The sequence below is a fragment of the Larkinella harenae genome (assembly GCF_054780515.1).
In genome coordinates this window covers 1,827,527-1,853,312 of the sequence record NZ_BAAGWE010000001.1, presented here as the reverse complement: position 1 = coordinate 1,853,312, position 25,786 = coordinate 1,827,527, and the positions used below count along the sequence as shown (strand labels likewise).

The 25,786-nt window shown below is 50.4% G+C and carries 23 protein-coding genes and 1 tRNA gene; 8 read left to right on the top strand and 16 right to left on the bottom strand.

Annotated elements, in window-relative coordinates; genetic code table 11:
* Positions 1–52 precede the first annotated feature (52 nt).
* A complete protein-coding gene (locus ACYVH9_RS07510; RefSeq protein ID WP_460635681.1) occupies positions 53–784 on the top strand; it encodes a LytR/AlgR family response regulator transcription factor in 732 nt (243 codons plus the stop codon).
* Here ACYVH9_RS07510 and ACYVH9_RS07505 read toward each other — a convergent pair.
* From ACYVH9_RS07505 to ACYVH9_RS07490, 4 genes are all read right to left on the bottom strand, one after another.
* Positions 762–2,249: a tetratricopeptide repeat protein gene (locus ACYVH9_RS07505; RefSeq protein WP_460635680.1), complete on the bottom strand. Its 1,488-nt coding sequence runs from the start codon at positions 2,247–2,249 to the stop codon at positions 762–764. The two genes, ACYVH9_RS07510 and ACYVH9_RS07505, sit on opposite strands and share 23 nt — an antisense overlap.
* 96 nt (positions 2,250–2,345) lie before the next feature.
* Positions 2,346–3,095 (bottom strand): zinc ribbon domain-containing protein, encoded by a 750-nt coding sequence (locus ACYVH9_RS07500; RefSeq protein ID WP_460635679.1) that lies wholly within the window; start codon positions 3,093–3,095, stop codon positions 2,346–2,348.
* An 18-nt stretch (positions 3,096–3,113) separates the two neighbouring features.
* Entirely contained in the window at positions 3,114–4,211 is a 1,098-nt protein-coding gene (locus ACYVH9_RS07495) for a Nif3-like dinuclear metal center hexameric protein (protein ID WP_460635678.1), read from the bottom strand.
* On the bottom strand, positions 4,208–4,729 hold the full coding sequence (locus tag ACYVH9_RS07490; RefSeq protein ID WP_460635677.1) for a DinB family protein: 522 nt from the start codon (positions 4,727–4,729) through the stop codon (positions 4,208–4,210). The genes ACYVH9_RS07495 and ACYVH9_RS07490 overlap by 4 nt, the downstream gene beginning before the upstream one ends.
* Positions 4,730–4,826: 97 nt before the next feature.
* On the opposite strand from ACYVH9_RS07490, the gene ACYVH9_RS07485 reads away from it, so the two are divergent.
* Positions 4,827–4,900: transfer RNA gene (locus ACYVH9_RS07485), tRNA-Asp, on the top strand.
* Positions 4,901–5,156: 256 nt separating this feature from the next.
* Here the strand turns inward: ACYVH9_RS07485 and ACYVH9_RS07480 are convergent.
* From ACYVH9_RS07480 to ACYVH9_RS07465, 4 genes are all read right to left on the bottom strand, one after another.
* Complete coding sequence (locus tag ACYVH9_RS07480; protein ID WP_460635676.1) at positions 5,157–6,266, bottom strand: acyltransferase family protein; 1,110 nt, start codon at positions 6,264–6,266, stop codon at positions 5,157–5,159.
* Between the two features lie 180 nt (positions 6,267–6,446).
* Complete coding sequence (locus ACYVH9_RS07475; protein WP_460635675.1) at positions 6,447–6,830, bottom strand: putative quinol monooxygenase; 384 nt, start codon at positions 6,828–6,830, stop codon at positions 6,447–6,449.
* A gap of 94 nt (positions 6,831–6,924) precedes the next feature.
* Positions 6,925–9,048, bottom strand: coding sequence for a cation:proton antiporter domain-containing protein (locus tag ACYVH9_RS07470; protein WP_460635674.1), 2,124 nt, complete (start codon positions 9,046–9,048; stop codon positions 6,925–6,927).
* A gap of 7 nt (positions 9,049–9,055) precedes the next feature.
* On the bottom strand, positions 9,056–9,631 hold the full coding sequence (locus tag ACYVH9_RS07465) for a hypothetical protein (protein ID WP_460635673.1): 576 nt from the start codon (positions 9,629–9,631) through the stop codon (positions 9,056–9,058).
* A 502-nt stretch (positions 9,632–10,133) separates the two neighbouring features.
* On the opposite strand from ACYVH9_RS07465, the gene ACYVH9_RS07460 reads away from it, so the two are divergent.
* On the top strand, positions 10,134–10,523 hold the full coding sequence (locus ACYVH9_RS07460) for a hypothetical protein (protein WP_460635672.1): 390 nt from the start codon (positions 10,134–10,136) through the stop codon (positions 10,521–10,523).
* 110 nt (positions 10,524–10,633) lie between these two features.
* Here ACYVH9_RS07460 and ACYVH9_RS07455 read toward each other — a convergent pair whose 3' ends face one another.
* Together ACYVH9_RS07455 and ACYVH9_RS07450 are read right to left on the bottom strand one after the other, a co-directional pair.
* Entirely contained in the window at positions 10,634–12,082 is a 1,449-nt protein-coding gene (locus ACYVH9_RS07455) for a RagB/SusD family nutrient uptake outer membrane protein (protein WP_460635671.1), read from the bottom strand.
* Positions 12,083–12,094: 12 nt separating this feature from the next.
* Complete coding sequence (locus ACYVH9_RS07450; RefSeq protein ID WP_460635670.1) at positions 12,095–15,199, bottom strand: SusC/RagA family TonB-linked outer membrane protein; 3,105 nt, start codon at positions 15,197–15,199, stop codon at positions 12,095–12,097.
* Between the two features lie 142 nt (positions 15,200–15,341).
* Here ACYVH9_RS07450 and ACYVH9_RS07445 point away from each other — a divergent pair, with 142 nt between their 5' ends.
* Positions 15,342–15,527: a hypothetical protein gene (locus tag ACYVH9_RS07445; protein ID WP_460635669.1), complete on the top strand. Its 186-nt coding sequence runs from the start codon at positions 15,342–15,344 to the stop codon at positions 15,525–15,527.
* Between the two features lie 76 nt (positions 15,528–15,603).
* Entirely contained in the window at positions 15,604–16,950 is a 1,347-nt protein-coding gene (locus ACYVH9_RS07440; protein ID WP_460635668.1) for a hypothetical protein, read from the top strand.
* A gap of 41 nt (positions 16,951–16,991) precedes the next feature.
* Here the strand turns inward: ACYVH9_RS07440 and ACYVH9_RS07435 are convergent, their stop codons facing one another.
* Together ACYVH9_RS07435 and ACYVH9_RS07430 are read right to left on the bottom strand one after the other, a co-directional pair.
* Positions 16,992–17,747 carry an SDR family NAD(P)-dependent oxidoreductase gene (locus ACYVH9_RS07435; RefSeq protein WP_460635667.1) on the bottom strand — a complete coding sequence of 252 codons (756 nt, stop codon included), beginning with the start codon at positions 17,745–17,747 and terminating at the stop codon, positions 16,992–16,994.
* A gap of 119 nt (positions 17,748–17,866) precedes the next feature.
* On the bottom strand, positions 17,867–18,118 hold the full coding sequence (locus ACYVH9_RS07430) for a hypothetical protein (RefSeq protein ID WP_460635666.1): 252 nt from the start codon (positions 18,116–18,118) through the stop codon (positions 17,867–17,869).
* Between the two features lie 496 nt (positions 18,119–18,614).
* On the opposite strand from ACYVH9_RS07430, the gene ACYVH9_RS07425 reads away from it, so the two are divergent.
* The gene (locus ACYVH9_RS07425; RefSeq protein ID WP_460635665.1) at positions 18,615–20,756 is read left to right on the top strand and encodes an alpha-amylase family protein; all 2,142 of its coding nucleotides are present in this window, start codon (positions 18,615–18,617) and stop codon (positions 20,754–20,756) included.
* Between the two features lie 37 nt (positions 20,757–20,793).
* On the opposite strand, the gene ACYVH9_RS07420 is transcribed toward ACYVH9_RS07425, so the two are convergent.
* Positions 20,794–21,195, bottom strand: coding sequence for a hypothetical protein (locus tag ACYVH9_RS07420; protein WP_460635664.1), 402 nt, complete (start codon positions 21,193–21,195; stop codon positions 20,794–20,796).
* Positions 21,196–21,318: 123 nt separating this feature from the next.
* Here ACYVH9_RS07420 and ACYVH9_RS07415 point away from each other — a divergent pair, with 123 nt between their 5' ends.
* Positions 21,319–21,810 carry a DinB family protein gene (locus ACYVH9_RS07415; protein WP_460635663.1) on the top strand — a complete coding sequence of 164 codons (492 nt, stop codon included), beginning with the start codon at positions 21,319–21,321 and terminating at the stop codon, positions 21,808–21,810.
* Between the two features lie 143 nt (positions 21,811–21,953).
* Here ACYVH9_RS07415 and ACYVH9_RS07410 read toward each other — a convergent pair whose 3' ends face one another.
* Together ACYVH9_RS07410 and ACYVH9_RS07405 are read right to left on the bottom strand one after the other, a co-directional pair.
* Positions 21,954–23,096, bottom strand: a complete 1,143-nt coding sequence (locus tag ACYVH9_RS07410; protein WP_460635662.1) for a DEAD/DEAH box helicase — start codon at positions 23,094–23,096, stop codon at positions 21,954–21,956.
* An 11-nt stretch (positions 23,097–23,107) separates the two neighbouring features.
* Positions 23,108–24,439: a DEAD/DEAH box helicase gene (locus tag ACYVH9_RS07405; protein ID WP_460635661.1), complete on the bottom strand. Its 1,332-nt coding sequence runs from the start codon at positions 24,437–24,439 to the stop codon at positions 23,108–23,110.
* A gap of 68 nt (positions 24,440–24,507) precedes the next feature.
* On the opposite strand from ACYVH9_RS07405, the gene ACYVH9_RS07400 reads away from it, so the two are divergent.
* On the top strand, positions 24,508–24,945 hold the full coding sequence (locus tag ACYVH9_RS07400; protein ID WP_460635660.1) for a DUF6526 family protein: 438 nt from the start codon (positions 24,508–24,510) through the stop codon (positions 24,943–24,945).
* A gap of 23 nt (positions 24,946–24,968) precedes the next feature.
* Here the strand turns inward: ACYVH9_RS07400 and ACYVH9_RS07395 are convergent, their stop codons facing one another.
* Positions 24,969–25,742: a TlpA family protein disulfide reductase gene (locus tag ACYVH9_RS07395; RefSeq protein ID WP_460635659.1), complete on the bottom strand. Its 774-nt coding sequence runs from the start codon at positions 25,740–25,742 to the stop codon at positions 24,969–24,971.
* Positions 25,743–25,786 lie beyond the last annotated feature (44 nt).

Genomic DNA, 25,786 nt, shown 5'->3' with positions numbered 1-25,786 from the left:
AAACCGTGAACCCTAAACCGGAATCCATGACCTGTAAACCGCAAACGATGCAATGAAGACACTGATTGTTGACGATGAGCGACTGGCCCGTAATGAACTCCGCCGGCTGTTAGACAATTTCCCCAAAATTGAAGTGATTGGTGAAGCCGCCAACGCCGACGAGGCTCTAAAACTCATTGACGACCTCCAGCCTGAACTGTTGTTTCTGGATATTCAGATGCCGGGCAAAAACGGTTTTGAATTACTTTCTGCCATCGATGGCAAAAGCCCGGAGGTTATTTTTACGACGGCCTACGACGAATACGCCATCACGGCTTTTGAATACAATGCGCTGGATTACCTGCTGAAACCGATCGAATTAAACCGTCTGTCGGAAGCCATTAACCGCATCGAAGAAAATACGCTTCATCCGGAAACGGAAGCGCCACGGCGGGATGCGAATAAAATTCTGGGCGAAAACGACCAGGTCTTTGTAAAGGATGGCGAGAAATGCTGGTTTGTCAAACTAGGCAAAGTTCGCCTGTTTGAATCGATGGGCAACTACGTCCGGCTGCACTTTGACGACCAAAAACCGTTGGTGCTGAAATCCCTGAACAGCCTGGAAGATCGGCTGGACCCCAATACGTTTTTTCGGGCCAACCGCAAACACATCATCAACCTGCCCTGGATCGATAAAATTGAGCCGTGGTTCAGCGGTGGTTTGCTGGTGACCCTGAAAGGGGGCGACAAAATTGAAATCAGCCGTCGCCAGGCCATCCGCTTTAAGGAGCTGATGAGCCTGTAGAGAGCTCGTTTAGGGCCGCGCGGGCTTTGTTATCAATGCTGTTTTTATACTCGTGTTTTTTGTAGCTCAGCGCTTTCTGAAAGTACTGTTCAGCTTTAGGCACATTACGTGACTGGTAAATATAGCCCAGTTGCAAAGCGGCCGTGGCACCGTACGAAAGCTGATCCGTTTCGCTTAAACGAATTGCTTTTTCAAAGTACGGCACGGCCTCATCGGCATCGCCCCGACGCTGGTAAATACGGCCTTTGCGGTAGTTATATTCGGCTTTTTCATCCACCAACGGAAAAGCCGACTCTCCATAAGGACGCAATGTTTGCAAAGCCGTATCGTAATACCCGCCGTCGGTAGCCAGCCGGGCTTTCATCAGAATTTTCTGACGGGGCGAAATGCCTTTTTTGAAATACTGCTCCGCAAATTTCTGCGCCACTTTGTCCGATTCCACCACAGTTGCCCCCACCTGCGTTACCTGCCGGAGTAGCGGAATAGCCTTTGCATCATCACCACTGAGCCAGTAACACAAAAATTGCTTGTAATAGGTGTCTTTCACAAAGTTTGATCCCTTGTACTGACTCAGGAAGGTGCGGTAGGTACTCGCTGCCTGCGGGTAATCACCTTTTTGAAGCAGGATATCGGCTTTCAAGTTTTCCAGAATCGGAAAGGGCAGATAAGCAGGACCCGTGGGGCGCGTTGTCAGCAAGTTGAGTGCTTGCTCACTCTGACCTTCTTTCATCAAAACCGAGGTTGCCAAAAAATGCAGCAGCAGATTATCCGGATTTTCCCGGACGGTTTTCTTCAGACTGGCCACGTCCTCCGGCGTAAATTTGAGCACATAGGCCCGAATCAGCAAATCGATCAGGGCGGCTTCATCCTGAAAAATCGCATCTTTTCGGGCTACCGTCCGTATTTCCTGCAACCCTTGCCGAATATTACCGTGCAGGCCCAGCATTCGGGTCACCCAGGTATAATTGTCGGGTACGGCACCAATCATCACGTGCAACAGCCCAAGCGACTTGTAAGTTGGCAGAAAGCCGGGAAATTTCTTACGGTTTTCCTCCAGCATTTTGTACGCCCGGATCACATCCCAGCAAGCGCTGACTTCTTTCCCGAATTTCAGTTTGACAAACGCCCAGTGCAGCCGTACTTCTGCCTGAGCAAACCGCTGCCAGGGCGAATTGGCGTCCAGATCCCGAAGCTGATCCAGGCGCTGATCTTCCCGCTTCGCCCACTCCCCAAAGAGCTTCTGGTCATCCGATACCAGCAACGTGACCATGTCGGTCACATCACTTACGTAAATGGCTATTCCATTTTCGCGGGTGGCTTCACTGGCCAGCAACCGACGTCCTTCCGGCACCTTCAGTTTCAGAACCTCCCCATACGCCCGCTGCAGGTTGGGGGTAAATTCAAAGTCAGCCGCCCACACAGGGCCGACCAGCATCCACATCAACAAAAACCGTAGAAACCACATGGCGCGAATTTACGCATTTGTCCCTAAGGTTATCAAACCTTCCCGAAACCAAAAAAAGGCCACCCGGGGGTAGCCTCTTAATGGAAAAGAAATTTCTTACCGGCGCGATGTAACGGGTTCAGGAACCCCTTCAACGTCAGCGAAGATCCGGCCACAATGCTCACAAACAATAATCTTCTTTTTATCCCGGATATCGGCTTGCCGCTGCGGAGGAACCACGTTGAAGCAGCCACCGCAGGCACCCCGTTTTACGATCACGACGGCCAGGCCGTTCAGCGCATTCTCCCGAATTTTGGTGTACGATTTCAGGAGACGATCTTCAATGTGCGTCATCTGCTCATCACGATCTCCCAGCAAGGCTTTTTCTTCGTCCCTGCTTTCCGACGTGATCTGGTTGAGCTCCTGCATTTTCGCTTTCAGGTCTTCCTTACGCTCTTCCAGCGCCCCCTGCGTCGCTTTAATTTCTTCCTGCTTGTTACGGATTTTGAAAGAAGCTTCGTTGATTTTCTTGTCAGCGAGTTCAATTTCCAGCGTCTGCAGTTCAACCTCTTTGGAGATGGCGTCAAATTCGCGGTTGTTGCGAACGTTCATCTGCTGGTCTTTGTAGCGGGTAATCAGCCGCTCAGCATCCTTCTTAACGGCCTTGTTTCGGTCGATTTCCTCTTCTAGTGCCTGGATGTCGGCGTTGAATTTTCCGATGCGGGTTTCAAAACCGGCGATATCGTCTTCCAGATCGCGCACCTCTTCAGGTAGGTCACCGCGTATCTTTTTTAATTCATCAAGTTGGGAATCAATTGATTGAAGTTTAAGAAGTGCTTCAAGTTTTTGCGCAATCGTCAGTTCCATTCGTGCGGTTTTTGCTGCCTAAAAATAATATGATACCGGGTTGGTATCTATTTCGGACAAAATTACCGCAAAGGTAAACCTTTTTTTCAACAAATACTGCAGAATCAAGTCTTTAGTGAAGACTTCGCTTTCATAATGCCCAATATCGGCGATAATGATGCGTCCGTCGGCATCAAAAAATTCGTGATACTTGTAATCCGCAGTTATAAACACATCGGCACCGGCCCGAATTGCATCCGGTAACAGGAAGCCACCCGCCCCTCCACACACTGCAATCCGGCGTACCGGCTGCCCGCGTAAAGCCGTATGACGAACAATGGACAGGTTCATTTGTGTTTTTAAATAAGCCAAAAAATCCGGCTCATCAAGCGCCGTTGGCAGTTCGCCCACCGCCCCGGAACCCACCTCCTGGTTTTCATTATTCAGCGGGTACAAATCGTACGCGGGCACTTCATACGAGTGCGCCTTTTTCAGGGCGGCCACCATTCGTTTTTCCAGAAAAGCCGGAAAAATGACCTCAATCCGCTGTTCCTGTACTTCTTCCTCCTCCCCAATCTGCCCAACGGTCGGGTTCGCTCCAGCCAGCGGTTTAAAGGTCCCCGTACCACCGACCCGAAAAGAGCAATGCTCGTACGCACCGATTTTCCCGGCTCCGGCTTCGTACAAGGCCTGCAACACGGTTTTCACCTCCTTATCCGGTGTAAAAACCGCCAATTTGGTCAACAATTGATGCTTGGGAGCCAGGATGTTTATAGACTGCAGCTTCAGTTGTTCGGCAATCCGGAAGCTCACACCACCGGCAATATTATCCAGATTCGTGTGGGCAGCGTACAGGGCAACATCCTGCTTAATCGCCTTGATAACGACCCGTTCTACGTAATTCCGTCCGTTCAGTTTTTTCAGCCCCCGAAACACAATCGGGTGGTGAGCCACAATCAGGTTGCAGTTTTTCCGGATCGCTTCATCAACCACATCCTCCGTAACGTCGAGCGTAATCAGTACGCCCGTCACGGTGGTTTCGGCATCGCCAACAATCAATCCGGCATTGTCGTAACTCTCCTGGTATGCCAACGGCGCCCAGGCTTCCAGGTAATTCGTCAGATCGCGTATTTTCATTTTATTCCGTATCGTTCGGCCAATATGTTCAGGTGGTGCCGTTCGTGGCCGGCTAAAATTGAAAAGAATGCCCGGGCCGAGAGCGTGCTTCCATTAGCCGTACCGAGCCGTTCCTGGGCCTGCTCAGGCAGGCTTTCGGCCAGTGCCAGGGTCGATTGTCGAACCAAGCTATAGTGATTCAGCAACTGCTGCCGCGATTGCAGACCAAAATTACCCGCATCGGCGTATGCATTTTCGTCAAAGCCCGGCAACGGCTGCTGTTCGCCCCGTGCAATGCACAATGCCCGGTACGCAAAGATACGCTCGGTATCGATCATGTGGCCCAACATTTCTTTGGGAGACCACTTTCCCTCGGCATACCGATAGTCCTGCTGCACGACGGTTAAATTTTTATATAAACTTTCGATGATAGCTGCCTGCTGCCGCAAGGCAACAATAACATTCTCGGAATCAACCAGATCAATGTATCTGGCGAACGGACTATCGGCCGGAAACTCGCTTATCGAAGGTTTTCTCATCATTTTTTATCGTTTTTTTTTCGCAAAGCTATTGCGTTCTTTCAAAAACCGTCTACCTTTGCACCACGTTTTCAGGGAAACAAACTGAAAACAAAACGGTCTGGTAGTTCAGTTGGTTAGAATACCTGCCTGTCACGCAGGGGGTCGCGGGTTCGAGTCCCGTCCAGACCGCAAACATTGATGAAAGATTTAAAGCCCGAAAATAACGGGCTTTTTTCTTTTCCCGGCTTTTCTCTTCCTCATTTATTCCAAGTTGGTCCTTTTTTTGACACCTTGACTCGGAAAGCGCTGGACACCTTTGATTAGCGTTCCTTGATTAGACTACTGTTTTTCCAGCTATCGCAGCTCAGCGAGCGTTTGAGTTATTGGATAGCGTAACTCTGGCCCCTACGACTACGGTTTCTGATTCAGTATAATAGACGTTGCGTTATTTCAGCTTTTTTCGCAACCAGGCTCTTACCGGTTCATCATACCATCTTAGACTGGCATAAGCCAACCCGATAGCCCCAGCAAAGGTGAGCAGGGCATAGGGCCAGGCCTGCCACAAAGTGATACCGCGGTGGTTGCTTACCCAGGCCACGTAAAAATAAACCAGTACATAATGGGTCATGTATAAAGGGTAAGAAAGATCGCCGAGGAACTGACAAATTTTACCTTCCATTGGCGTATGCACCACCCCACTGGCACCGATATAGACAATGAGCGGAAAGACAACGATAATGCAAAAAGCTTCGTACAAACCATTCATCCAAAGGTGTTCTGCACCACCTATTCTTGGCATCAGCAGCACGGCCGCAATCAGGAAGCTACACCATATGAACGCATTTTTGATATAGGTCGGCCGTGCTACCCGCGATAAAAGCAAACCGGCAAAAAATGGAAATATCGTGCGCGTGATCCCGATGCGCATGTGTTCAGCATTGAGTGTCCAGCCACCGGTAACGTCTCCGTTCGGGCTAGTAACCGCAAAATGCAAAAGCACGGCACCTGCCAATGCGGCAAAACAAACCAGTGCTTTATTAGACAATTTCCTTAGACCCAGCGCGTAAAGGATATTGGCTACATACTCGAAGAATAATGACCAGGCCACACTATTGAGCGGGTGCATTTCCTGCCAGCCGCGTATATCCATCGAAAGTGGGATGGGTAGAAGCGTGTAACCGATCAGCATAACAACCAGCAGTTTCCATACAGGAACGGTATGAATAAGGGGCCATATTGGTGAGTCGGTAAAGTAAAAGCCGATGGCACCCAGCGTCATGCCCCACACAATGAGTGGTTGCAGCCGCTCGAACCGGCGCCGAAGAAAACCGCTGATGGTTAATTGGCTCCATCGGTCATCGTAGGCATAACCAATGACAAAGCCGGATAGGAGGAAGAAAAAATCAACGGCCAAATACCCGTGATTTACCACATTGTCAAAGCGGCTGCTGGCCAGCGGTTCGGCCAGGTGAAAGAAGACCACGATAATAGCTGCTACTCCCCGAAGCCCATCTAATATTTTGTAATGAGGCTTTGTGCCCAATTTGTTGTTCATTAACAGCAGGTAATTTAGTACAACACGATGGCTTGGCCGGGGAATAAATTGAATGTATTTCTTCTCTGCCAGGAGACATGGCGTTTTCTTCCGTTTCCTTCTTGGTGAACGACAAGGCCGGTTGAAGAAGCGCACAAGCGGGCTATAGCGGTACAGACGTCAAGTAAGGATGCAAACACCTTATTTTATCTTCATTCCTGGCAGCAGCGGAACAGTTTCCACCAATTCAAGGGACTTGACCATCGATTGTGTTGTGGCCTTGTATTTTAAGAAATGAGGGGTTTGTAAATGCGCTTTGTATGCACTCGAATCGGCATAAATCTCCAGAATAGTAATGTGGGTCGGATTTTCTTTTTCAATAACCGCGTACAACGTCAGCACACCCGGTTCAACCCGAATCGACGTTTCAATTTCTTCTTTCAGTGCTGCTTTGTACTTTTCTAACTGGGCGGAATCAATTTTGAGTTTAGCCAAACGCACCATTTGTTGGCTTTGCTGGGCAAGGGCAGGGCTAATAATAAACAACAGAAATGCTGTAATTGAACTAAAAAAACTGGTTCTCATTGGTCTATTCGATTGAATGAACCCCGAATAAGTGATGTATATAAGGGCACCCTCATCGGTTTTAATAGGATTTATAGCCCACAGAAACCATCATTTATCGAAATATTTTCCCGATAATGTTCCCGATTTCCACAAAATCGCCGTGATTATTGACGGATCTTTCTTCAGCAAAGTCCTCATTGGTAGTGGTGTGCGGAAAGACCAGCAGGTAATTTTTATCCGAAAACTGGGTGTTCAACATATCCGGTAAAATTCGCATTTCCGGTAAATAAGAGAGCATATCGCGTTTTGCCATGAGCAAAATCAGCCCCTCATCTTTGGTCAGTGATTTGGTCGCCCGCTCCATTTCGCTCCACTTCCTGATGGGCGTAAAATCGGCTTCAATAGCTACTTTTCGGATAATTTTTTGTAGCACCTCCATGGTGGCTGGCTCGGCAAAAAAGCTCAGGGTTGCTCCAGAATTGCGGGCAATATTCCATATCCGGAGCAGAGCGTGGAAAAAACCAGGTTCGTTGTGGGACTTAGGAGGCAGCACCACAATATGCCGTTTGATGGTTGAGATGGGCTGAACCGCATGATAAACCAACACATTTGTGCTCTGATTCTGCAAATAACCATTGTAGAGATTATAAACAAACGAAGGCGAAAAGCCTTTGCTACTCTCCAGCCCAATGAGCAAGTCAGTCACTTTTTTTTCCTTAATCACATTGTTGATTCCGTTAATCACATCGTTGTCGTAACGGGTCAGCGGAGTCAGGGTTACATCGGCCGCTGATGCCGTATGGACGGCGTTGTGCAGAATCTTTTCGGCGTTTTTCATCGAGGACTCCTTTTTTTCCTCGTTAATGACATTCAAGGCAATAAGCCGATCGGTATTGGTTTTGGCCTTGATAATCAGCGAAAGGTTAACCATTCTTTCGACGGTTTCCGCGTAATTGACGGCCAGCAGGATATTTTCCTCTTCCCAGCTTTTACCAGCTACGGTATCTTCGTGATCGGTATCGGCGATCTTTTTGGCATTTGCCATCGACACAAACGAAGATACCGTACAGGACACCAGAATCATCAGGACGCTACCGTTCAGAATATGTTCGTTCAAAAGCCGTACGGGCTCGCCCGCTTCATTTTCCGAAATGATAATGTTGTACCCGACCAGCACTGCCGCCAGCGTGGCCGCAGCCGAGGCCGAGCTAAGACCAAATATTAACCCACCCTCCTCTTTTCGTAAACGGAATGTCTTCTGGGTGGCAACAGCGGCCAGATACTTGGTACCAATTGCCAAAACCGTCATTACAGCGGCTACCTTGATGGTTTCCAGACTTTTGAAAAAAACCGTAAAGTCAATGATCATTCCGACACTGATCAGAAAAAAGGGGATAAACAGCGCATTTCCCACAAATTCTACCCGGTTCATGAGCGAAGATGTATGCGGTATCAGCCGGTTCAGGGCCAACCCGGCAAGAAAACCACCAATAATGGCTTCTACGCCGGCCAATTCAGCCAAAAGCGCAGCCAGGTAAATCATGACCAGCACAAAAATGTACTGGGAGATTTTATCGCTTACTTTCTTGAAAAACCAGCGGCCAATGATCGGAAAAAGCAATAACACAACTAAACCGAACACCACAATGGACACCGATAATCGGATCCAGAACTCACTCCCTACTTCACCTTTGGCCATACCCACCGAAACCGCCAGGACCAACAGGGCGAGAATGTCCGTGATCATCGTCCCTCCTACGGTTATGTTAACGGCCAGATTCTTGGCAATTCCCATCTTGCTCACCAGCGGATAGGCAATCAACGTGTGCGACGAAAACAAGCTGGCAAATAGAATGGATGTCAACGGCGAAAAACCAAGCAGGTAATATCCTCCTAAGTACCCCAATACCAGAGGAATTGTAAACGTATACAGGCCAAAGGTTAGGCTTTTCCATTTGTTTCTTTTGAAATCGCCCATGTCAATCTCCAGCCCCGCCAGAAACATAATGTACAGCAGTCCTGTAGTTCCAATGACCACGATACTGCTATCGCGGGCCAGCACATTCAGGCCATTGGGACCAACGATCGCTCCGGCAATGATGAGTCCTAATAAATGGGGTACTTTTATTTTGTTTAGCAGGATTGGGGCACCCAAAATAATGACCAGCACAACCAGAAACTTCAATACAGGATCTTCAATGGGTAGTGACAGGTTTTGGAGACTCAGTAAAATCATGGTGGGGTTACTCTTTATTTGGGATGCGAGTTAGGTCTACCGTAAATCTGGCGTTGCATTTATCGTCAATCGTCAATGTGCGTACACCTTTCAACTTGTTTGGACTGATTTCGTTCAGTACCACGCTCATTTCTACCTTCTTACTGGCGGTAGAGTCGGTTTTGAAACTCAGCGTAATCTCATTATTGGCATACCGGGCCGCGTAAACCCGCACCAGGGTGTTGTTGTTAATAACCTTGGTAACCATTTGCGTAGAATCACTGCTAAACTCCCAGACATCCGAGCGCTGATCGCCCACGACATAATCTGAACAGTTCGATTCGGTACAAATCACCTTGCTGCTCCACTGCCCCGCTATTGTTTCTGGCCAGGCTGCCACCATCACTACGGTATCCTGCATGGCGATCAAACTATCCCGCATTTTAGTCAGGGCCTGATAGTCAGCTTCTCTCAGCGCAAACTGCTTCTCTTTTTCCAGTAAAGTCTGTTCCCGTAGAATCAATTGTTGTTCCCGTTCCCGGTTCCGACAACCGGCTAACAACAGCACCAGACTTATCAATACACTAGCAACATTTCTGGTCATAGTTATAAAATATCAATGAGGCAGCTCTAATTAATACAGCGATACGAGGTGGCAACTCAATCTATACTAGCTAAAAATTGCCACGTTTCAAAGCAAGTTGCCAACAAATGAGTAGAAAACCGTTCGACGGCCTGCTGCAAAATGGATCAGGTAGTACCCAAACACCGGGCCAGCACCCAGTCGTTGTGTTTCTTAAAAACCGTCTCCTCGCTGTCCTTTGGCCTGATAGCAAATCGACAAATCAATACGGTCAAAAATATTGCCAAATCCACTTTTCACCTTAAATGCATCAGTTGTCACCGGCACTCTCACTAGTCAGACAAGCCACTTCCGGAGGATGTTTAGCCAAACTGCTAAAAAGCTACAACTCGCTAATATTCAGCGCCTATCAATCAACATCAAAAAGGTGTCGGGTCCGTACGCTCAATGAATGAAAAAATCATAACTATTTCAACTATGTAAAGTTCTCTAAGTACTTACTCAATCCTAATTCAAAATAGTTGTGACTTCCTCCGTAGAAATTACTACCGGTTATCTGGCGATGATCACCCGGGTTATAGATCATCGTATATCGGTTGTGCCCGGGCTAGAAACTAATTTTTCGGGGTATCCTGTTGTAGTGTATAATTCTGCAAAACTGCTGCTGGAAAAACTCCTGCGACCGACTACCGTGTTACCCACTGTTATTGTGGTCGATCTTTCAAAATCCCCGGATTGCGGCTTACATTTCCTGCGCGAAATAAAGGCTCACGAGCGACTGCGGTCAATCCCCGTACTGATGCGCCGGATTACGGCCGATTCGTCGAAAGGCATTCAGATTCCGGTGCGCAAATGGGGAGACGCTAGCACTTCTCACTTCAACTGGGAACAGCAATTGCAGATCGCGTCTTAAACCATTTACTATATCAAGTAGGATCAACAGCGCCGTCAACTACGTGTTCATATTACATACCGGCCCGGACTTTTAAAAGTCCGGGCCGGTGCATTTAGGGGCTTACGAACTCAATACCCTGGATTTTGCTGCAACAGAGCGTTGTTGTTGATTTCGGTTTGCGGAAACGGAAACAGCAGGTAATTTACATTGGATGACCCAAGCTGTTGCTGAATAACATCCAGCGCCGTAACCGCATGATTTACCCCTTGCGATGCCTGCTCGTGCCGGGCATACCGCAGTAAATCAAACCAGCGTTCGCCCTCAAAGGCCAACTCCAGCCGCCGTTGCCGATCCACTTCATTGCGAAACGCCTGTTGTGAAGACACTTCCGCCAGCGTCAGCGCGGGCAAACCCGCCCGCGCCCGAACCGCATTGAGCGGTGTCAATGCGGCCTGACTCGGTCCATTCTGTTCGTTGCTGGCTTCGGCGTACATCAGCATCACGTCTGCCAACCGCAAAACGTAATAATTATCCGGGCTGTTGAAAGCGTTCGGATTGCTGCGCCATTTATAGACAAAATAACCGTTATCGTTGGCGTTCGACGAGCGGGCCAGCACGAAACTGGCGTAGTTCCGGCCCGCCTGAACGACTTCACCCGTAAATTTCCAACGCATATCCCGCGTAGTATCAGCGTATTGAATCAACTCGTTGGTCGGAATGTTGAATTTTGGAAATGAGTAGGTAGCCGGTGGAGAAGGCAGTAGTAGATCGGGCAGAATAAAGCCTCCGTCGGCAGTACCCGCAAACTGTACTTCAAAGATTGACTCCGCTTTGTTTTCGGGTGGAAATAAGGCATTGAAGCTCGGCAGCAACTGGTACAAGCCGCTCGTCATCACTTTATTAGCCGCCGTAGCCGCCTGCGCCCACTGCCGCTGCGTCAGGAAGACGCGGGCCTGCAACGCATTGACGGCGGTTTTGGTAACCCGAATCGGGCTTGACCCGGTAGCCACCCACGACTCGGCCCGTTGCAGGTCGCTCGCAATTTGGGCATATACTTGCTCCGGCGACGATCTTGCCAGGTTGACAACGCTGTTCTGCCCCGACTCCGTTGCTTCGAGCCGCAGCGGCACCCCACCGTATAACCGTACGAGGTTGAAATAATGCAGAGCCCGCAGAAAGCTGGCTTCGCCCAGAATCTGATTCCGGCGCGTAGTATCCATCGAAATCCCGGGAACGTACTGCAAAACCGCATTCGACCGATTGATTCCGATATAAGCCGCCTGAAAAACACTGCCAACCTGACCAGTCAGCGGAGTCCAGAGAATACGATTCAAGGCGTTAACATCGCCATTGGTACTCGTCACATTGTCAGACGGCATCTCGCCCACAACATTCAGGTCCTGGCCGTACGCACCGGTTTGTTGCAGAGCGTCGTAAGTCGCCGTCAGCGCAGACTCGGCATCGTCGGCATTCTGGAAAAAGTTTTCGGGAGTAATACTGGGCAACGGTGTTTTATCCAGCACCTGACACCCCGCCATCAGCAAAACAGAAAGAAAGGATAAAGCAATTTTTTTCATGACAGTGTACAATTAAAACGTGACGGTAACCCCCGCGGTGTAGGTCCGGGCCTGCGGATAAACCCCGAAATCACGTCCAAAACCAACAGACGAGAACGGATCGGCGCTCACTTCGGGGTCGTAGCCGGTATAATTGGTAAACGTGAGCAGGTTTTGCCCCGTCAGGTACACCCGAACCCCGCTGATTTTGGCGCGCTGCAACGGTTTGGCGGGAATATTATACGCTACAGTCAAGTTTTTCAGGCGGGTATAGGTCCCACTTTCCACGAATCGCGTCGAAAACCGATTGTTCTGGTTTGGGTCGTAGCGCACCGCCCGGGGCATATCCGTACTGGTGTTGCCGGGCCGCCAGCGATCCAGCACCCGCGCCGTCTGGTTAAACGGATCAGCCATGCCTTCGATGCTTACCCGGTTCTGGTTGTAGATATCGTTCCCAAAACTGCCCTGAAACAAAACGCTGAGTTCAAAACCTTTGTAGGTGAGTGTATTCGTCAATCCCGCAAAGAATTTTGGGTTAGGATCTCCGATAACGGTTCGGTCGTTGGCGTCGATCACTCCATCACCGTTCAGGTCGGCAAACCGGATATCGCCCGGTTGCGGATTATTGGGCTGCGTAGCGGCCTGCGCAATTTCATCCGTGCTTTGAAAAATTCCCTGCGCAACAAACCCGTAAAAAGCCCCCAGTGGATCTCCCTTACGGGTGATGGTGTAAGCCCCGATAATTTCCCGGTTTACCTCTTCCCCCTGTTCGTTGCGCAGCGTACCGATGTCCAGCACCTCGCTGCGGTTCAAGCTGATGTTGAAATTGGTCGTCCAGTTCAGTCCGTTGTTCTGGCTTTCGATGTTGGTGCTGTTGATGGCCAATTCAATTCCTTTGTTCTGAATATCGCCGATGTTCTGAATGATCTGCGGATTTTGTGCGCCCGTATTAAAGGGCAACGGCACATTCGTCAGCAGATTGGTTGTTCGTTTTAAATAAGCATCCACCGTGGCCGTAAGCCGGTTGTTGAACAAACCGATATCTACCCCCGCGTTGAATTGCTTGGTGGTTTCCCAGCTGAGGTCGGCATTTCCGATCTGCTGCGGAGCAATCCCGCCCTGAATACCGCCGGGTCCGGCGTAGTTGAAGCCCGACGCATACGTGCTAAACCGTTGATAGGCCGCAATTTCCTGGTTTCCGTTGGCGCCGTAGCTCAACCGCAATTTCAGGTCATTGACGGCTCCGGACTGCGGAAAGAATTCTTCCCGGGAGATCCGCCAGCCGAGCGACAGAGCCGGGAAGTACCCAAAGCGATTGCCCGGCGCAAACCGGCTCGAGCCATCGGCCCGCAAACTGAGGGTGGCCAGGTAGCGCTCCTGGTAATTATAAATAGCGCGGGCAAAAAAGCTCAGCAAACCCCACTGATCCTGGTAACTGGAGGGAGCCGTAAATTGCGTCCCGGCACTCAGATAAGGAACCGCATTCGACGGGAAACCAGTAACCGACGCTCCGGATGTAAACCGGTCCGACGCCTGAACGGATTGCCCGGCCAGGAGCGTCAGTTTATGATCATTGCCCAGGTTCGGGTCATACGTCAGCGTGTTTTCCCACAACCAGACCACCTGCTGGTTGGTGGCCGTACTGGCGCTTCCGCGCGTGGCCGGGCTAGCGTTCTGCGTACCAGGATAATCGCGGCTGATAAACTGGTTTTCCAGCTGCGTCCGGTAATCGATTCCCAACGAACTCCGCAACGCCAGGTTGTCCAGAATATCCAACTCGCCAAACACGTTACCAACTACCTGATAAATAATGGCCCGGTTGTTGGTTTCGAGCAGGTTACCGACCGGGTTATCCAGCTGCTGAAACGGGTTTATGCCGTAGCTGCCGTTGGGGTTTCGAATTGGAATGGTCGGAATTTGCGCCAAGGCACCCAAAACCGTACCGGAATTTTGCAGACCCAGTTCACTCCGCACACTGGTGTTGTTGTTGGTACGGCTCAGGTTCAGGCTAGCGCCCATCCGAAACCGGTCGCCCATCTGCTGGTCGAGGTTGAGCTTAAAATTATACCGATCAAAACCCGAGTTAAGCAAAATACCGTTCTGCTTAAAGTACCCGCCGGAAACGTAGTACTTGGTTTTGTCGGTACCTCCGCTGAGGCTAATCTGGTAGTTCTGAATGGGGCCGGTTCGGTAAACGGCATCCTGCCAATCCGTGTTATACGGCAGGTTGTCCAAGTTGGTAAATGCGGGCGGATTACCCGCTGCGGCTTCCGCTTCGTTAAAATAGTCGGCAAACTGGCGGGCATTGAGCATATCAATTTTTCTCCGCAACTGCTGACTGCCGTAGTACATGTTCAGGCTGACCTGGGGTTTTCCGCTTTTGCCCCGCTTGGTGGTAATCACCACAACCCCGTTGGAAGCCCGTAAGCCGTAAATGGCCGCAGCCGCCCCGTCTTTCAGGACATCGATGGACTCAATATCGTTCGGGTTCAGCGTATTGAGCGGATTGGGGCGTTGATTTCCGATGCCGAGCTCCTGATCATATGTTGGCAAAACCGGTACGCCGTCAATAACGTACAACGGTGAATTGGTGAGGCTGATGGAGTTATTACCCCGAATCCGGATGTTGATCCCCGCGCCCGGTGCGCCCGACGGAGCCGTTACCTGAATACCGGGTGCCTGTCCCTGCAACGCCTGATCAAACCCAGCTACCGGCTGACGTTCAATCGCTTGTGACCCAACCGACGTTACTGCCGTGGTCAGTTCCTGCCGTCGTTGCGTGCCATAACCCACCACAACCACCTCCGAAAGCGCTTGCACATCCGTACTTAAGGTAACATTGATGGTGCTACGACCATTGACCGGAATTTCCTGCGACTGAAAACCAATGTAACTAAATACCAGCACCCCATCGGCAGCCGGTAAAGACAACGAGTAAGAACCGTTGACATCAGTAGTTGTTCCCATTGTAGTCCCCTTTAGCAAGATGCTGACGCCGGGCAACGATTCGCCGTTATCGCTGGTCACTTTGCCCGATACGGTTTGGGCCAATACACTATTTCCAGCAACCTGAATCCAAAAAACGGATAGAAAAAGAATAGGCACGAGCCGACGAATGGGCCCATGCGAGTGTAGCATGTTTTTCATACACTTAAACTTCTAATTAGATAAACGATACGATTCCGTAGCTCTTCTTTGCGCGCTCCACCCCTCCGGTTTCGGTAGAATTGAACCGGATTTGTAAAAATTGGTATACTGGAGTAACAGGACCGGTTCAAAAATGTTAATTGAACCCAAAAAATTCAGCCAGATTCTGGCCAACGGACTGGCTCGAAAAGCCCGCAGAGGACAGGCCAGTCTAAACGTAAGTAACTCACCTTTCGACCTGTTAGCCTATACGCAGGACTTTTTTACTCCCCGAAACTGTAAAGTGCTCTTTACCGCCCCGCTAATCCGGTCCGCGTAGGTTTTGCTCCGTCGCTCGTAGTTGCCGCCACAGTGGCCATTTTACCTTTGCACGAAACAACAACTACGAAACACCAATGAACGTACGACGCTACCTGCTGGCAAGCTGGGCTTTCCTGGCTGTGCTGACATCCTGCAAAAAAGACCCCATTATGGTTGATCCGGTGGTGGAGCCACCCGTTGAAGAGACCAAATCGTTTCCGGTTGGAAAACCGTTAGGTGCCCTAAAAACAGTTACCATAGGCCCAGCCGGGGGTGAATTCAACTCGGTGGAAAATGGCCTGAAACTGACGGTTCCGGCGGGAGCGGTGAAAACCGAAACCGTCATTTCCGTCCAAACCGTAGAAGCCACCTGCCCGGCGGGCCTGGGAAAAAGCGTTCGGCTGCTGCCCCACAATGTCGAGTTTGCCAAACCCGTGACCATCGAGTTTTCGTACGCGGCCTTAAAGGACTCCATTGCTTCGGCAAAGGCGTTGAGTCTGGCTTATCAGGATGAGAAAGGCGTCTGGAACCTGGCCATGAGCCGGGCCGTCAACGAGAAAACACACACCATTCGGGTCGCAACCACTCATTTTAGCGACTGGAGTATTGCCACGGCGGTCCGTCTGCTGCCTTTTTCAGTAACTCTGACCGAAAAACAGGAGCAGAAGTTTCAACTCATTCAATACGTTAAAATCAATTCGTACGAAGAATTTGCGACCATGATGGAAGTAGATGAACTGCTGGCTCCGCTGGTGCAGCCTGAAGTAAAGGTCATCTATGAAGGGCAGCCGCTGGATCCGAAGTACGTCAAAGAAGGCAGCTGGGAGCTGCATAGCATAGATCCGGACGCCGAGGAAGGAGAAATCAACCCACAATCCAACCAGTCGCACGCGCTTTATAAAGCCCCGGCTTTCATTCCGCACCCGCAAAGCGTTGGTGTCTCGGTGGCATTCAACGCCAAAAAAGGGAAGATTCTGTTTGTGGCTAACGTTGAACTGCTGCCCAAGAATGCGCTGGTTTATCGCATTGGCGGTGGTCCCTGGAAAACCATTCACGACACGTTTGTGGTCCGGCAGAAAGGAGAATATGCACTGGGGGGCTTCGATGCAATCAACGACATTGGCATTTCTATCATCTGGAAAGGCGAAGTAGGTACCTACCGTTGGTCGATGGTCGATCAATCCAAAAATATGACGGCTTTTGGACTAAATGACATGAAAGGAAATAATCATTACGAAGCTCGCTACTGGATCGAAAAGGAAGGTTTCCTCAATAGCGGGGGCTCGTTAACCATCACAAAAGTTGGAAAAGCCACCGAAACCGTCAGCGGCAAATTTACCGTCTCCCCCACCGGTCTTAGCAAAATCGGCGTTCCTAAATCCCTGATTGGCCCTACTATCGAAGGGTATTTCACGGTCACCCGGATGCCGGATGTGAATTAACTAAAAGGAGCGGTTCCGAACGTTCGGAACCGCTCCTTTTCTTATCGGGCCAGATAACCACCATCCACCGGGTAATAAGACCCGGTCACGAACGACGCTTTATCGGACGAAAGCCAGATGACCAGTTCGGCCACTTCCTCCGATTTTCCCAGCCGTCCGATGGGGTGCAACCCAATGAGCAGTTGTTTGCCTTCCTCGGGAATAGCGTTCAGGAGCGGGGTATCAATATACGCCGGACCGACCGCGTTGATGCGAATACGGCGGGCGGCATATTCCATCGCGGCCGTTTTGGTGAGCCCCACCACGCCGTGTTTGGCCGCTACATAGCCCGGTGCCTGTGCCGTACCGACCTGCCCCAGAATCGACGCCATGTTGATGATAGCGCCCGGACGGTTTTGGTTCAGCATCACTTCCAGTTCGTACTTCAGGCAGTAAAACACACTATTGAGGTTGATGTTGATGATCTGTTGCCAGCCTTCCAGCGAATAGTCGGCCGTTAAATTTGACTCTCCGCCAATGCCCGCGTTGTTACAGGCTATATCCAGTCCACCAAACGCCGAAACCGTCTCTTTCACAAGTTGCTGGCACTGGGCCGGGTCGCCTACATCGGCCTTAAAAAAACGCGCCTGGCCCCCTGCGTCCACAATTTCATCCACGACCTGCTGCCCCAGGGTTTCGTTTACATCTGATAGCATAACATTGGCGCCGTGCTGGCTATAAAGAATCGCTACCGCCTTACCAATGCCCGAAGCGGCTCCGGTAACCAGGGCGGTTTTTCCGACTAAGTCTTTGTCCATCTGAAAATATCGTTTAAGAGTTTTCGACAGGCTCTTTAAGGAACCCTACTACAAAGGCAAATCTATAACGAGTAGCTGGGCCAAACGCTGACGTTTCTTTCGTAACGAACTGACAGAAATCAGGATAGTGGTTCGAGTCTTGTCGCTTCTTTTTTGGTGATGCGCTTCAAGCGGGCAAAAGCATCTCTCCGTACCTTAACCGAGGCATCGTCGAAGCGTTTGAAGGTAACCCAGTCAACGTAAGCCCGGTTGGATTCCTGGTCCAGAAAACCACCATGCTCAAGCTGATGCGGATCCAGGGTTGAAACGTAGATAACGGTTAGGGTGATAGCCGGTTCCGTTTTGGAGTAGAAAGTCCAGGTAAGTTTCATAGCCTCGGTTTTTACAACGATACGAATTTTTCGTCGTAACGAATACCGTTTTCGGTCAACAAAGCTATGTACGCTTCCAAAAACGTCGTTTCCCGGTGGTGTTTTTTCTACTTTTGAATAGAATTTATGATTTCATCGCGTTCCCGGATCGGATGGGTGAAGACGCCGTACCACCCTTAAAAATCGGCGAATAAACTGCTTTTTTCATCAAAATCGAACGCTCTGCGTTGACGTTCTTAACCCAATTGGCCAGTGCCACCGTTTCTATAATGCCCCAGACCGGTACAGTGCGGTTCGTTAATGAGACGTTTCCGGCACAGCCAGATCACGCAGGCCGGGCGGCAGGCCCAGAATCCCCTCGGATTAAGTAGCCCCGGGGTTGTGCCGCTCCCGGTGTAAGCAGGTCATCCAGCCGACAACGAATGAACAAACCGTTGGTTAACGAATACTTTCTCCTTATTTTTAGTCCCGTCGTTTCATTAAGAACCGTTCATCCGTGAAGAATATATCGTTCCTATCCCTCCTGCTTTTGCTGCTTTTTTCCAATACCGGTATCGCCCAAAAAACCGTTTCGCCGAGTGCTGTCGTTAAATGGCCTGACAATCTTCCCTGGTGGAAACCAAATAACCTGCGCGTTATCCAAACCAACCTTCCTGCCTACGAAGCAGCTACCCTGAATCCCGACTCTTTGTTGCAAGATCTGCTGAACTGCTCGGCTAACACGCTGCTGATCAACGCGGGCGGCATCATGGCGTTTTACCCAACCCAACTCGACTTTCAGTATACCAATCCGTATATGAAGCCCAACACCCTGGGGGAGGTCGTTCAGAAATGCCACCAGCACGGCATTCGGGTCATCGTGCGGTTCGACTTTAGCCGGGTGCACGAGAGCATTTTTAAAGCCCATCCCGACTGGTGTTACATCTCGCCCAAAGGGGAGCGAATCATCAACACGGACATGTACGTAGTGTCCATCAACGCGCCGTACGTGCAGGACCGGGCGTTCAAAATCATTGGGGAAGTGATCGACAAGTTTCCAATCGACGGCATTTTTCTGAACATGCCGGGCTACCAGGTCAACAACCCCTACGAAGGCAAATACCACGGCATTGACCAGAACGAGTTCGATAAGAAAGCCTTTGCGGCCTATAGCAACGGCATGACATTGCCAACCGTGGAAAACAAGGCCGATCCGGTTTTTCAGAAATACCTGGCGTTTAAAAAAGCGACCGTGGAAGACTGGTCGAAGCGGTTGCACGAACTCGTAAAGTCCAAAAACAACCAGATCGCCATTTGCACGTACATGGATAAATACGTGGACATCATCCGGCACGAATCGCAGTCGAGCACCAGCCTTCCTTACTGGCCCTACACGGCGTCCGACAACGTGGGCAATGCCATCAACTCCTTTCCCGATCACGTCATCAGCAACGCCAGCATCCAGCAGATTTCGTTTCAGTCGCGCTACAACGCCGTGGAGCCGGAAGAAGTCGGTATTCGGCTGTACGAAAACATTGCCAATGGTTCGGGGCTGGATATCAGCCTCATGGGCGACCTGCGTGGTTACGAAGACGAGCGCAATTTTGAGGTGGTCAGGAAGATTTACGCCCACCACAAAAAGCACGAACCGTATTTTGGTAAGTATAAATCGGTTGCAAAAGTAGCCGTGGTTGCGCCGGGGGCCTGGCCGAGTGGCGAACCCATGCAGGAATACCGTGGTATTCAGCTCATGCTGAAAGAAGCGCACATTCCGTTCGACATCATCGAAGACGCACAGCTGGCCAACCGGGCCGAAAAAGTAAAACAATACCAACTCCTGATTCTGCCGGAAATCACTTACCTGAGCGCCGACGCCATCCGGACGCTGAAAGAAGCCAGCCAGCAGGGCACAAACCTGATTGCCACCAACCGCACGTTATTTGATAGCCCCGAAACCTTGCAGGAATTATTCGGCGCCAAAATCGTGAATAAAGACCATGACGGAGCCGGTTTTTACCTCAATCCGGAAAATAAAACCGTTTTCAAACGGTTTCTGAAGCAGAAAATGTTGTTCTGGAAATTCAATCTGGGTCTGTATGACCTGAAGGGCACCGACCAGACGTTTCTGCCCATTCTGGCGAAGGGCCGCCCGGGACCGCCCGAGATCATCGGCGGTCATGACCCAACCGGTTATTTTGCGATGGGCGTCAAAAATCATCCAAAAAGCAAGGCCGTCATCCTGCCGGTCAATCTGGGCCGACTGTATTACATGCACGGTTATGAACAGCATAAAAACCTTCTGCTGGACGCCATCGATTACATTTTTCCAAATGCGACGCAACTTGTAAAAACCAACGCCCCGGAGCGCGTCGAACTGATTTTGCAGGAATATACCCGGAACGTTCCAGCCAACCTGAACAAAAAAACCACCGACGGCCAGATTCTGCACCTGGTTAATCTGACAGGCTTCAGCGGTAATACCTACTTCGAACCGCTGCCGGTTTACGACCTGACGTTCCGCATTAAATCCGCCTTCAAACCGTCAAAAGTTTTTTCGATGGTGAACGAAAAACCGATCCCATTTACCTGGAAAGATGGTTTTGTGGAGTTTAAACTGGGGAAACTGGGGGCCTTTGACGGGATAGTAATGGACAAATAAAGGCGGCCGTCCTTTGCGTCGACGGAGAAAAGGCTGCTTAGTTGGGTTGCCTTTTTTCCAGCTCTTCTTCCGAACGAGCATCGGCCAGGTAAAAACCGTATAGGGTTATCCCGGCAATTGCCACCGCCAATATACTAATGAAAGGAGCCCGGTACGAATGGAATCGCCCGTCGGCGTCCGTTCTGCCCCAATCGTCCGGAATAAACCCCAGAAACAGCCTGAGTCCACCGTAAAAGATCACGGCCAACACCAGGAAAATCAAAAACCGGTGGAAGAGGCCCGACCGCATTTTTTTAATGATCGGTAGCTTTTCGTGCAACCAGGTGCCGTTTATCAATTTCCATCCAAAGTCCAGGTAATGTACAATAAAACAAAGCAGTCCGTAGAGAATTCCAACGCTCCCAAGCACATACAGTACATTCCGTCCAGTCTCCGTCATTTTTTGGTTCTCGTATAGGTAGACAACAATCCGCCAAATTTATCGCTTTCGGGCGAAAAGCTACTGACATAGGGCTGTCACAGGGTGACGTTTACTTTGTAACGTAAACAAAAACCAACAACCATGTCACAGATCGAAACGCTTTTGAAGGAAATGGATCAGGAAGCCCAAACCACCCGCAAAATGCTGAGCCGTGTTCCCGACGATAAATACGACTGGCAGCCGCACCCGAAAAGCATGACCGTTCGCTCGCTGGCAACGCACATTGCCGAATTGCCGTCGTGGGTAAGCCTGACCCTGACGACCGACGAACTGGATTTTGCCGTCACACCGTACCAGACCGTACCCATCAGCACAACCAGCCAACTCCTGGATTATTTTGAACGCTCACTGGCCGAAGGAAAAGAAGAACTCTCGAAAGCCACCGAAGACCAGTTGGAAGGGCGTTGGGTACTGCGCAACGGCAATGCTATTTTCAGTGATACCTCAAAAGGCGAAATGATCCGGATTTCGTACAGCCAGATTGTTCACCACCGTGCCCAGCTTGGCGTTTACCTGCGTTTGCTAAACATCCCCATTCCGGGCAGTTACGGCCCCAGTGCTGATGAACAATAAGAATTGAAAAGAGCAGAGACAAGGAAATGAACGCTAAAAAACATGAGACAAGGGACACAAGACGTTACGCTATACCAGACGATTATCGCGTCGGTTTCATTGTTCCCTTGTCTCTGCTCGCTTGTCGCTATTCTGCTGCCCCGTCAATATCCTTTTAAATTCAACTCTTCGGTTTCGATCATCTCGACGCGCTTGCGCATTTTTTTCTGGATGATCTTGAAATGGTGTTCGTCGTCGGGGGTGATCAGGGAAATCGCTTCGCCTTCGGCTTCGGCACGGCCCGTGCGGCCAATCCGGTGCACATAATCTTTGGGCGAACGCGGCAGTTCGTAATTGACAACAAATGGCAGCAACTGGATGTCGATGCCCCGCGAAATCAGGTCCGTAGCCACCATCACCGGCAGCGATCCGGCTTTGAATTTCCGTAGCGTTTCGGTGCGGGCGCCCTGGCTTTTATCGCCGTGAATTGCTTCGGCCTGAATACCGTTCTTGCGGAGCTTCACCACCAGATTGTCCGCCGTTCGGGTGGACGAAACAAACACCAGTACCTGTTGCATCTGTTTCTCTTTGATCAAATACCGTAGCAATGGCCCTTTGCGCTCCAGGTCGATGCGGTAAGCAACCTGCTTGATTTGGTCGATATTTTGCGGTTCTTCGGCGATTTCGACCTTGATTGGATTGTGAAGAACGTGATCCCGGATTTCCTGAATGCTCTCTTTCAACGTTGCCGAAAACAGCAGTGTCTGCCGTTTTTTGGGCAGCATCTCGAAAACCTGATTCATCTCGTCGGCAAAGCCCAGTTCCAGCATTTTATCCGCTTCGTCGAGCACCAGCACCTCCACATCCCACAAGTGCAGGGCATTGGAAGCGACCAGATCGAGCAGACGGCCCGGCGTTGCCACCACCACTTCCGCATCCCGCACGCCAATCATCTGCGGATTGATCGACACCCCACCGTAAACCGCCAGCGCTTTTATTCTTCGGGGCAAATACGTACCCAGCGCCTGAAAAACTTCGGTTACCTGAACGGCCAATTCGCGGGTCGGCACCAGCACCAGGGCTTTGACACTCCGGTTGATCGTGGTTTTCCGGCGCTGCAAACGATCCAGAATCGGTAGCACAAAGCTGGCGGTTTTGCCCGATCCGGTTTTGGCAATTCCCAGCACATCGTGGCCTTTCAGAATAACCGGAATGGCCTCCTGCTGAATGGGATACGGATTAATATACTGCTGGGCCTCAACGGCTTTCAGCAAGGGTTCGGCTAAACCGAGCGAGGAGAAAGACATACTCGTAACCATCAATTGTTCTTCCGGGTTTTCTTAATTGGCTTGCCGTATTTTTTCATCATTTCCTTGGCGTGATCCCGGCGGACGTTCACTTTTTTGTTTTTTTCTATCTTTTCGTGAAAAGCTCCGCCGAAGGTTTCGCTTTTGTGAATTTTCTCAACAGCCAGCTTCATGTTGATCTTCGGCTTTTCGTCGTCAATGAGTTCATCCGAAATCTCGAGGCTTTTCGGCAGCGGCAGCACCGGAATTTTGTAATTCATCAGCGCTTCGATGGCCGCTTGCTGCTCTTTCTGTTTTTCGGTAACGAACGCAATCGCAATCCCGTTTTTATCGGCGCGGCCCGTGCGGCCAATCCGGTGAATATAGCTTTCTGGTGTTTCGGGCAGATCGAAATTGACCACGTGCGACACTTCAGCAATGTCCAGTCCACGGGCGATGATATCCGTTGCAATCAAAATTCGGTACGTTCCATCCTGAAACTGCCGCACGGCATTGAACCGGTAATTCTGCTCCTTGTTGGAATGAATCACTCCGACCTGCTCCGGCAACTCCTTGACCAACTCGTTGTAGAGGTGATTGGCCAGCTCTTTCGTGGCCACAAACACCAGCACCCGGTTCATCTCGGCATCGCGGAACAGCAGGGCTTCCAGCAGGTTGACTTTCGTATAAAAATTCGGCACTTCGTACGCCGTCTGCTGAATGTTTTCCAGGGGCGTTCCCACCGGCGCGGCTTCGATCCGGACCGGATTATTGAAATACGTCTCGATCAGCGTTTCCACCTCCTCGGTCAGCGTAGCCGAAAACAGCAGGTTCTGGCGTTTGGCAGGCAGTAAATCCAGAATGGTTTCCAGTTGGGTCCGAAAACCAAGGTTCAGCATTTCATCCACCTCATCGATCACCAGCCGCTTGATGGCTTTCGTTTTCAGCAGCCCTTTGATCGACAGATCAATCAACCGACCTGGCGTCGACACCAGCACATCCATCCCCTTCTCGACTTCGGCAATCTGCGGCTTGATGTTGACCCCGCCGTACAGCCCTACCACCGTCAGCGTGAGGTACGCGCTCAACTGCTGCACCGCTTCCACCACCTGCACCACCAGCTCACGCGTCGGAACGATGATGAGCAGCTGCGGAAGCCGATCTTTTGAAAACTGCAGTTGCCGCAGACTCGGCAATAGGTACGCGAACGTTTTTCCCGTTCCGGTCTGGGCAATCCCGCACACATCCTTGCCCGACATCACCACCGAAAATACCTTCTGCTGAATGGGCGTGGGCGCCGTATAGCCCAGGTCCTGCAGGGCATTCAGGAGCGGTTTATTTAGATTTAAATCCTCAAAAGTCATATCCGTAAACAATGTCGGTCGTTTTATTCTTTACAAGGAAAGCTGCCTCCAACGTTCCATCGACCGCCATGAAAACGCAAAATTACGAAAATCACGTTCGTTATTATCCACCTCACCATTTTGTATTTTATCCGGTTGTCCTCCTTCTGCTCGGCATTAGTATTTATTTCACAGTGAACGACAACGAACATTCCACGCTCTGGCTCTTTCTTGCACTTTTGGTTGGGCTCATTACCTGGCTCGCGCTGATGCTCCGGCAACACTACGCCCTCAATAACCAGAACCGCATTGTCCGGCTGGAAATGCGGTTTCGTTATTACGTCCTGACGCATCAACGGCTTGAATTGCTGGAAAACCGGCTTTCGTTCGGCCAGATTGCCGCCCTGCGGTTTGCGTCCGATGAGGAGCTGCCGGGTTTGGTCCAACGTGCGCTGACCGAAAACCTGGGTCCGGACGAGATCAAGAAAGCCATCACCCACTGGCAACCCGATCACATGCGGGTATAAGATACGCCCCCAAAGGGTTCATCTCACTGTCTTAATTCTTTTTCCAGGGCGTAGACCATGCCGTGATAATCACCAACTTTTTTGGCAATTAATCCTTGCTTGTTAATGACAAAATGAGTGGGATACGAATTGATTTGAAGCTGATCGGTCAGAAATTTAGCCTGATCGGGCACAACGGCATAATCAAACTTCTTTTTCGTTAAAAACGCTTCAACTTTATCGCGCGAATCCAGACACACACTGACAAAAAGAACATCCTTCCGACCCTGGTATTGCTGTTTGATGGCGTTGAGCGCGGGCATTTCCTGTACACAGGGCAGGCAGTTGATAAACCAGCACTTAATCACCAGCACCTTTCCCCGGGTGGATTCGTTGGAATACCGGTTTCCATCCAGATCAATCAGGTCGTACTTCGGCAGCGATTGCCCTTCCTGCTGGAAGTGTTCGTATTGCTCCAGGCCCCAATATTTAGATACGGTTTTGATGTCGTCATGAACCGATTTTCCAAGAGAATACAACCGGTAATAAACCGATGAATCAGTAGACCGTAAACGCACCGGAAAATACTGCCCGGTTGAAATCTGCTGGAGAAAACGTTCCTTCGAAATTGCATTGGATGCCGTATCCAACGCTTCAAAATCTTCGTACAGTTTCACGTGCTTTTGACGATAGCGCAAAAAACTGTCCATATCCTGCACGGCCAAAGACGGCTCCACAACAGGCTCACCATAAGGCCGTTGTGGAGTACAGGATACCACAACCAACGCGAAAACTAAAACCACTATGCCTTTCATCATGCGTTTTGCTTTACTCAGGTTACCGGTTGCTTAAACAATTGAAA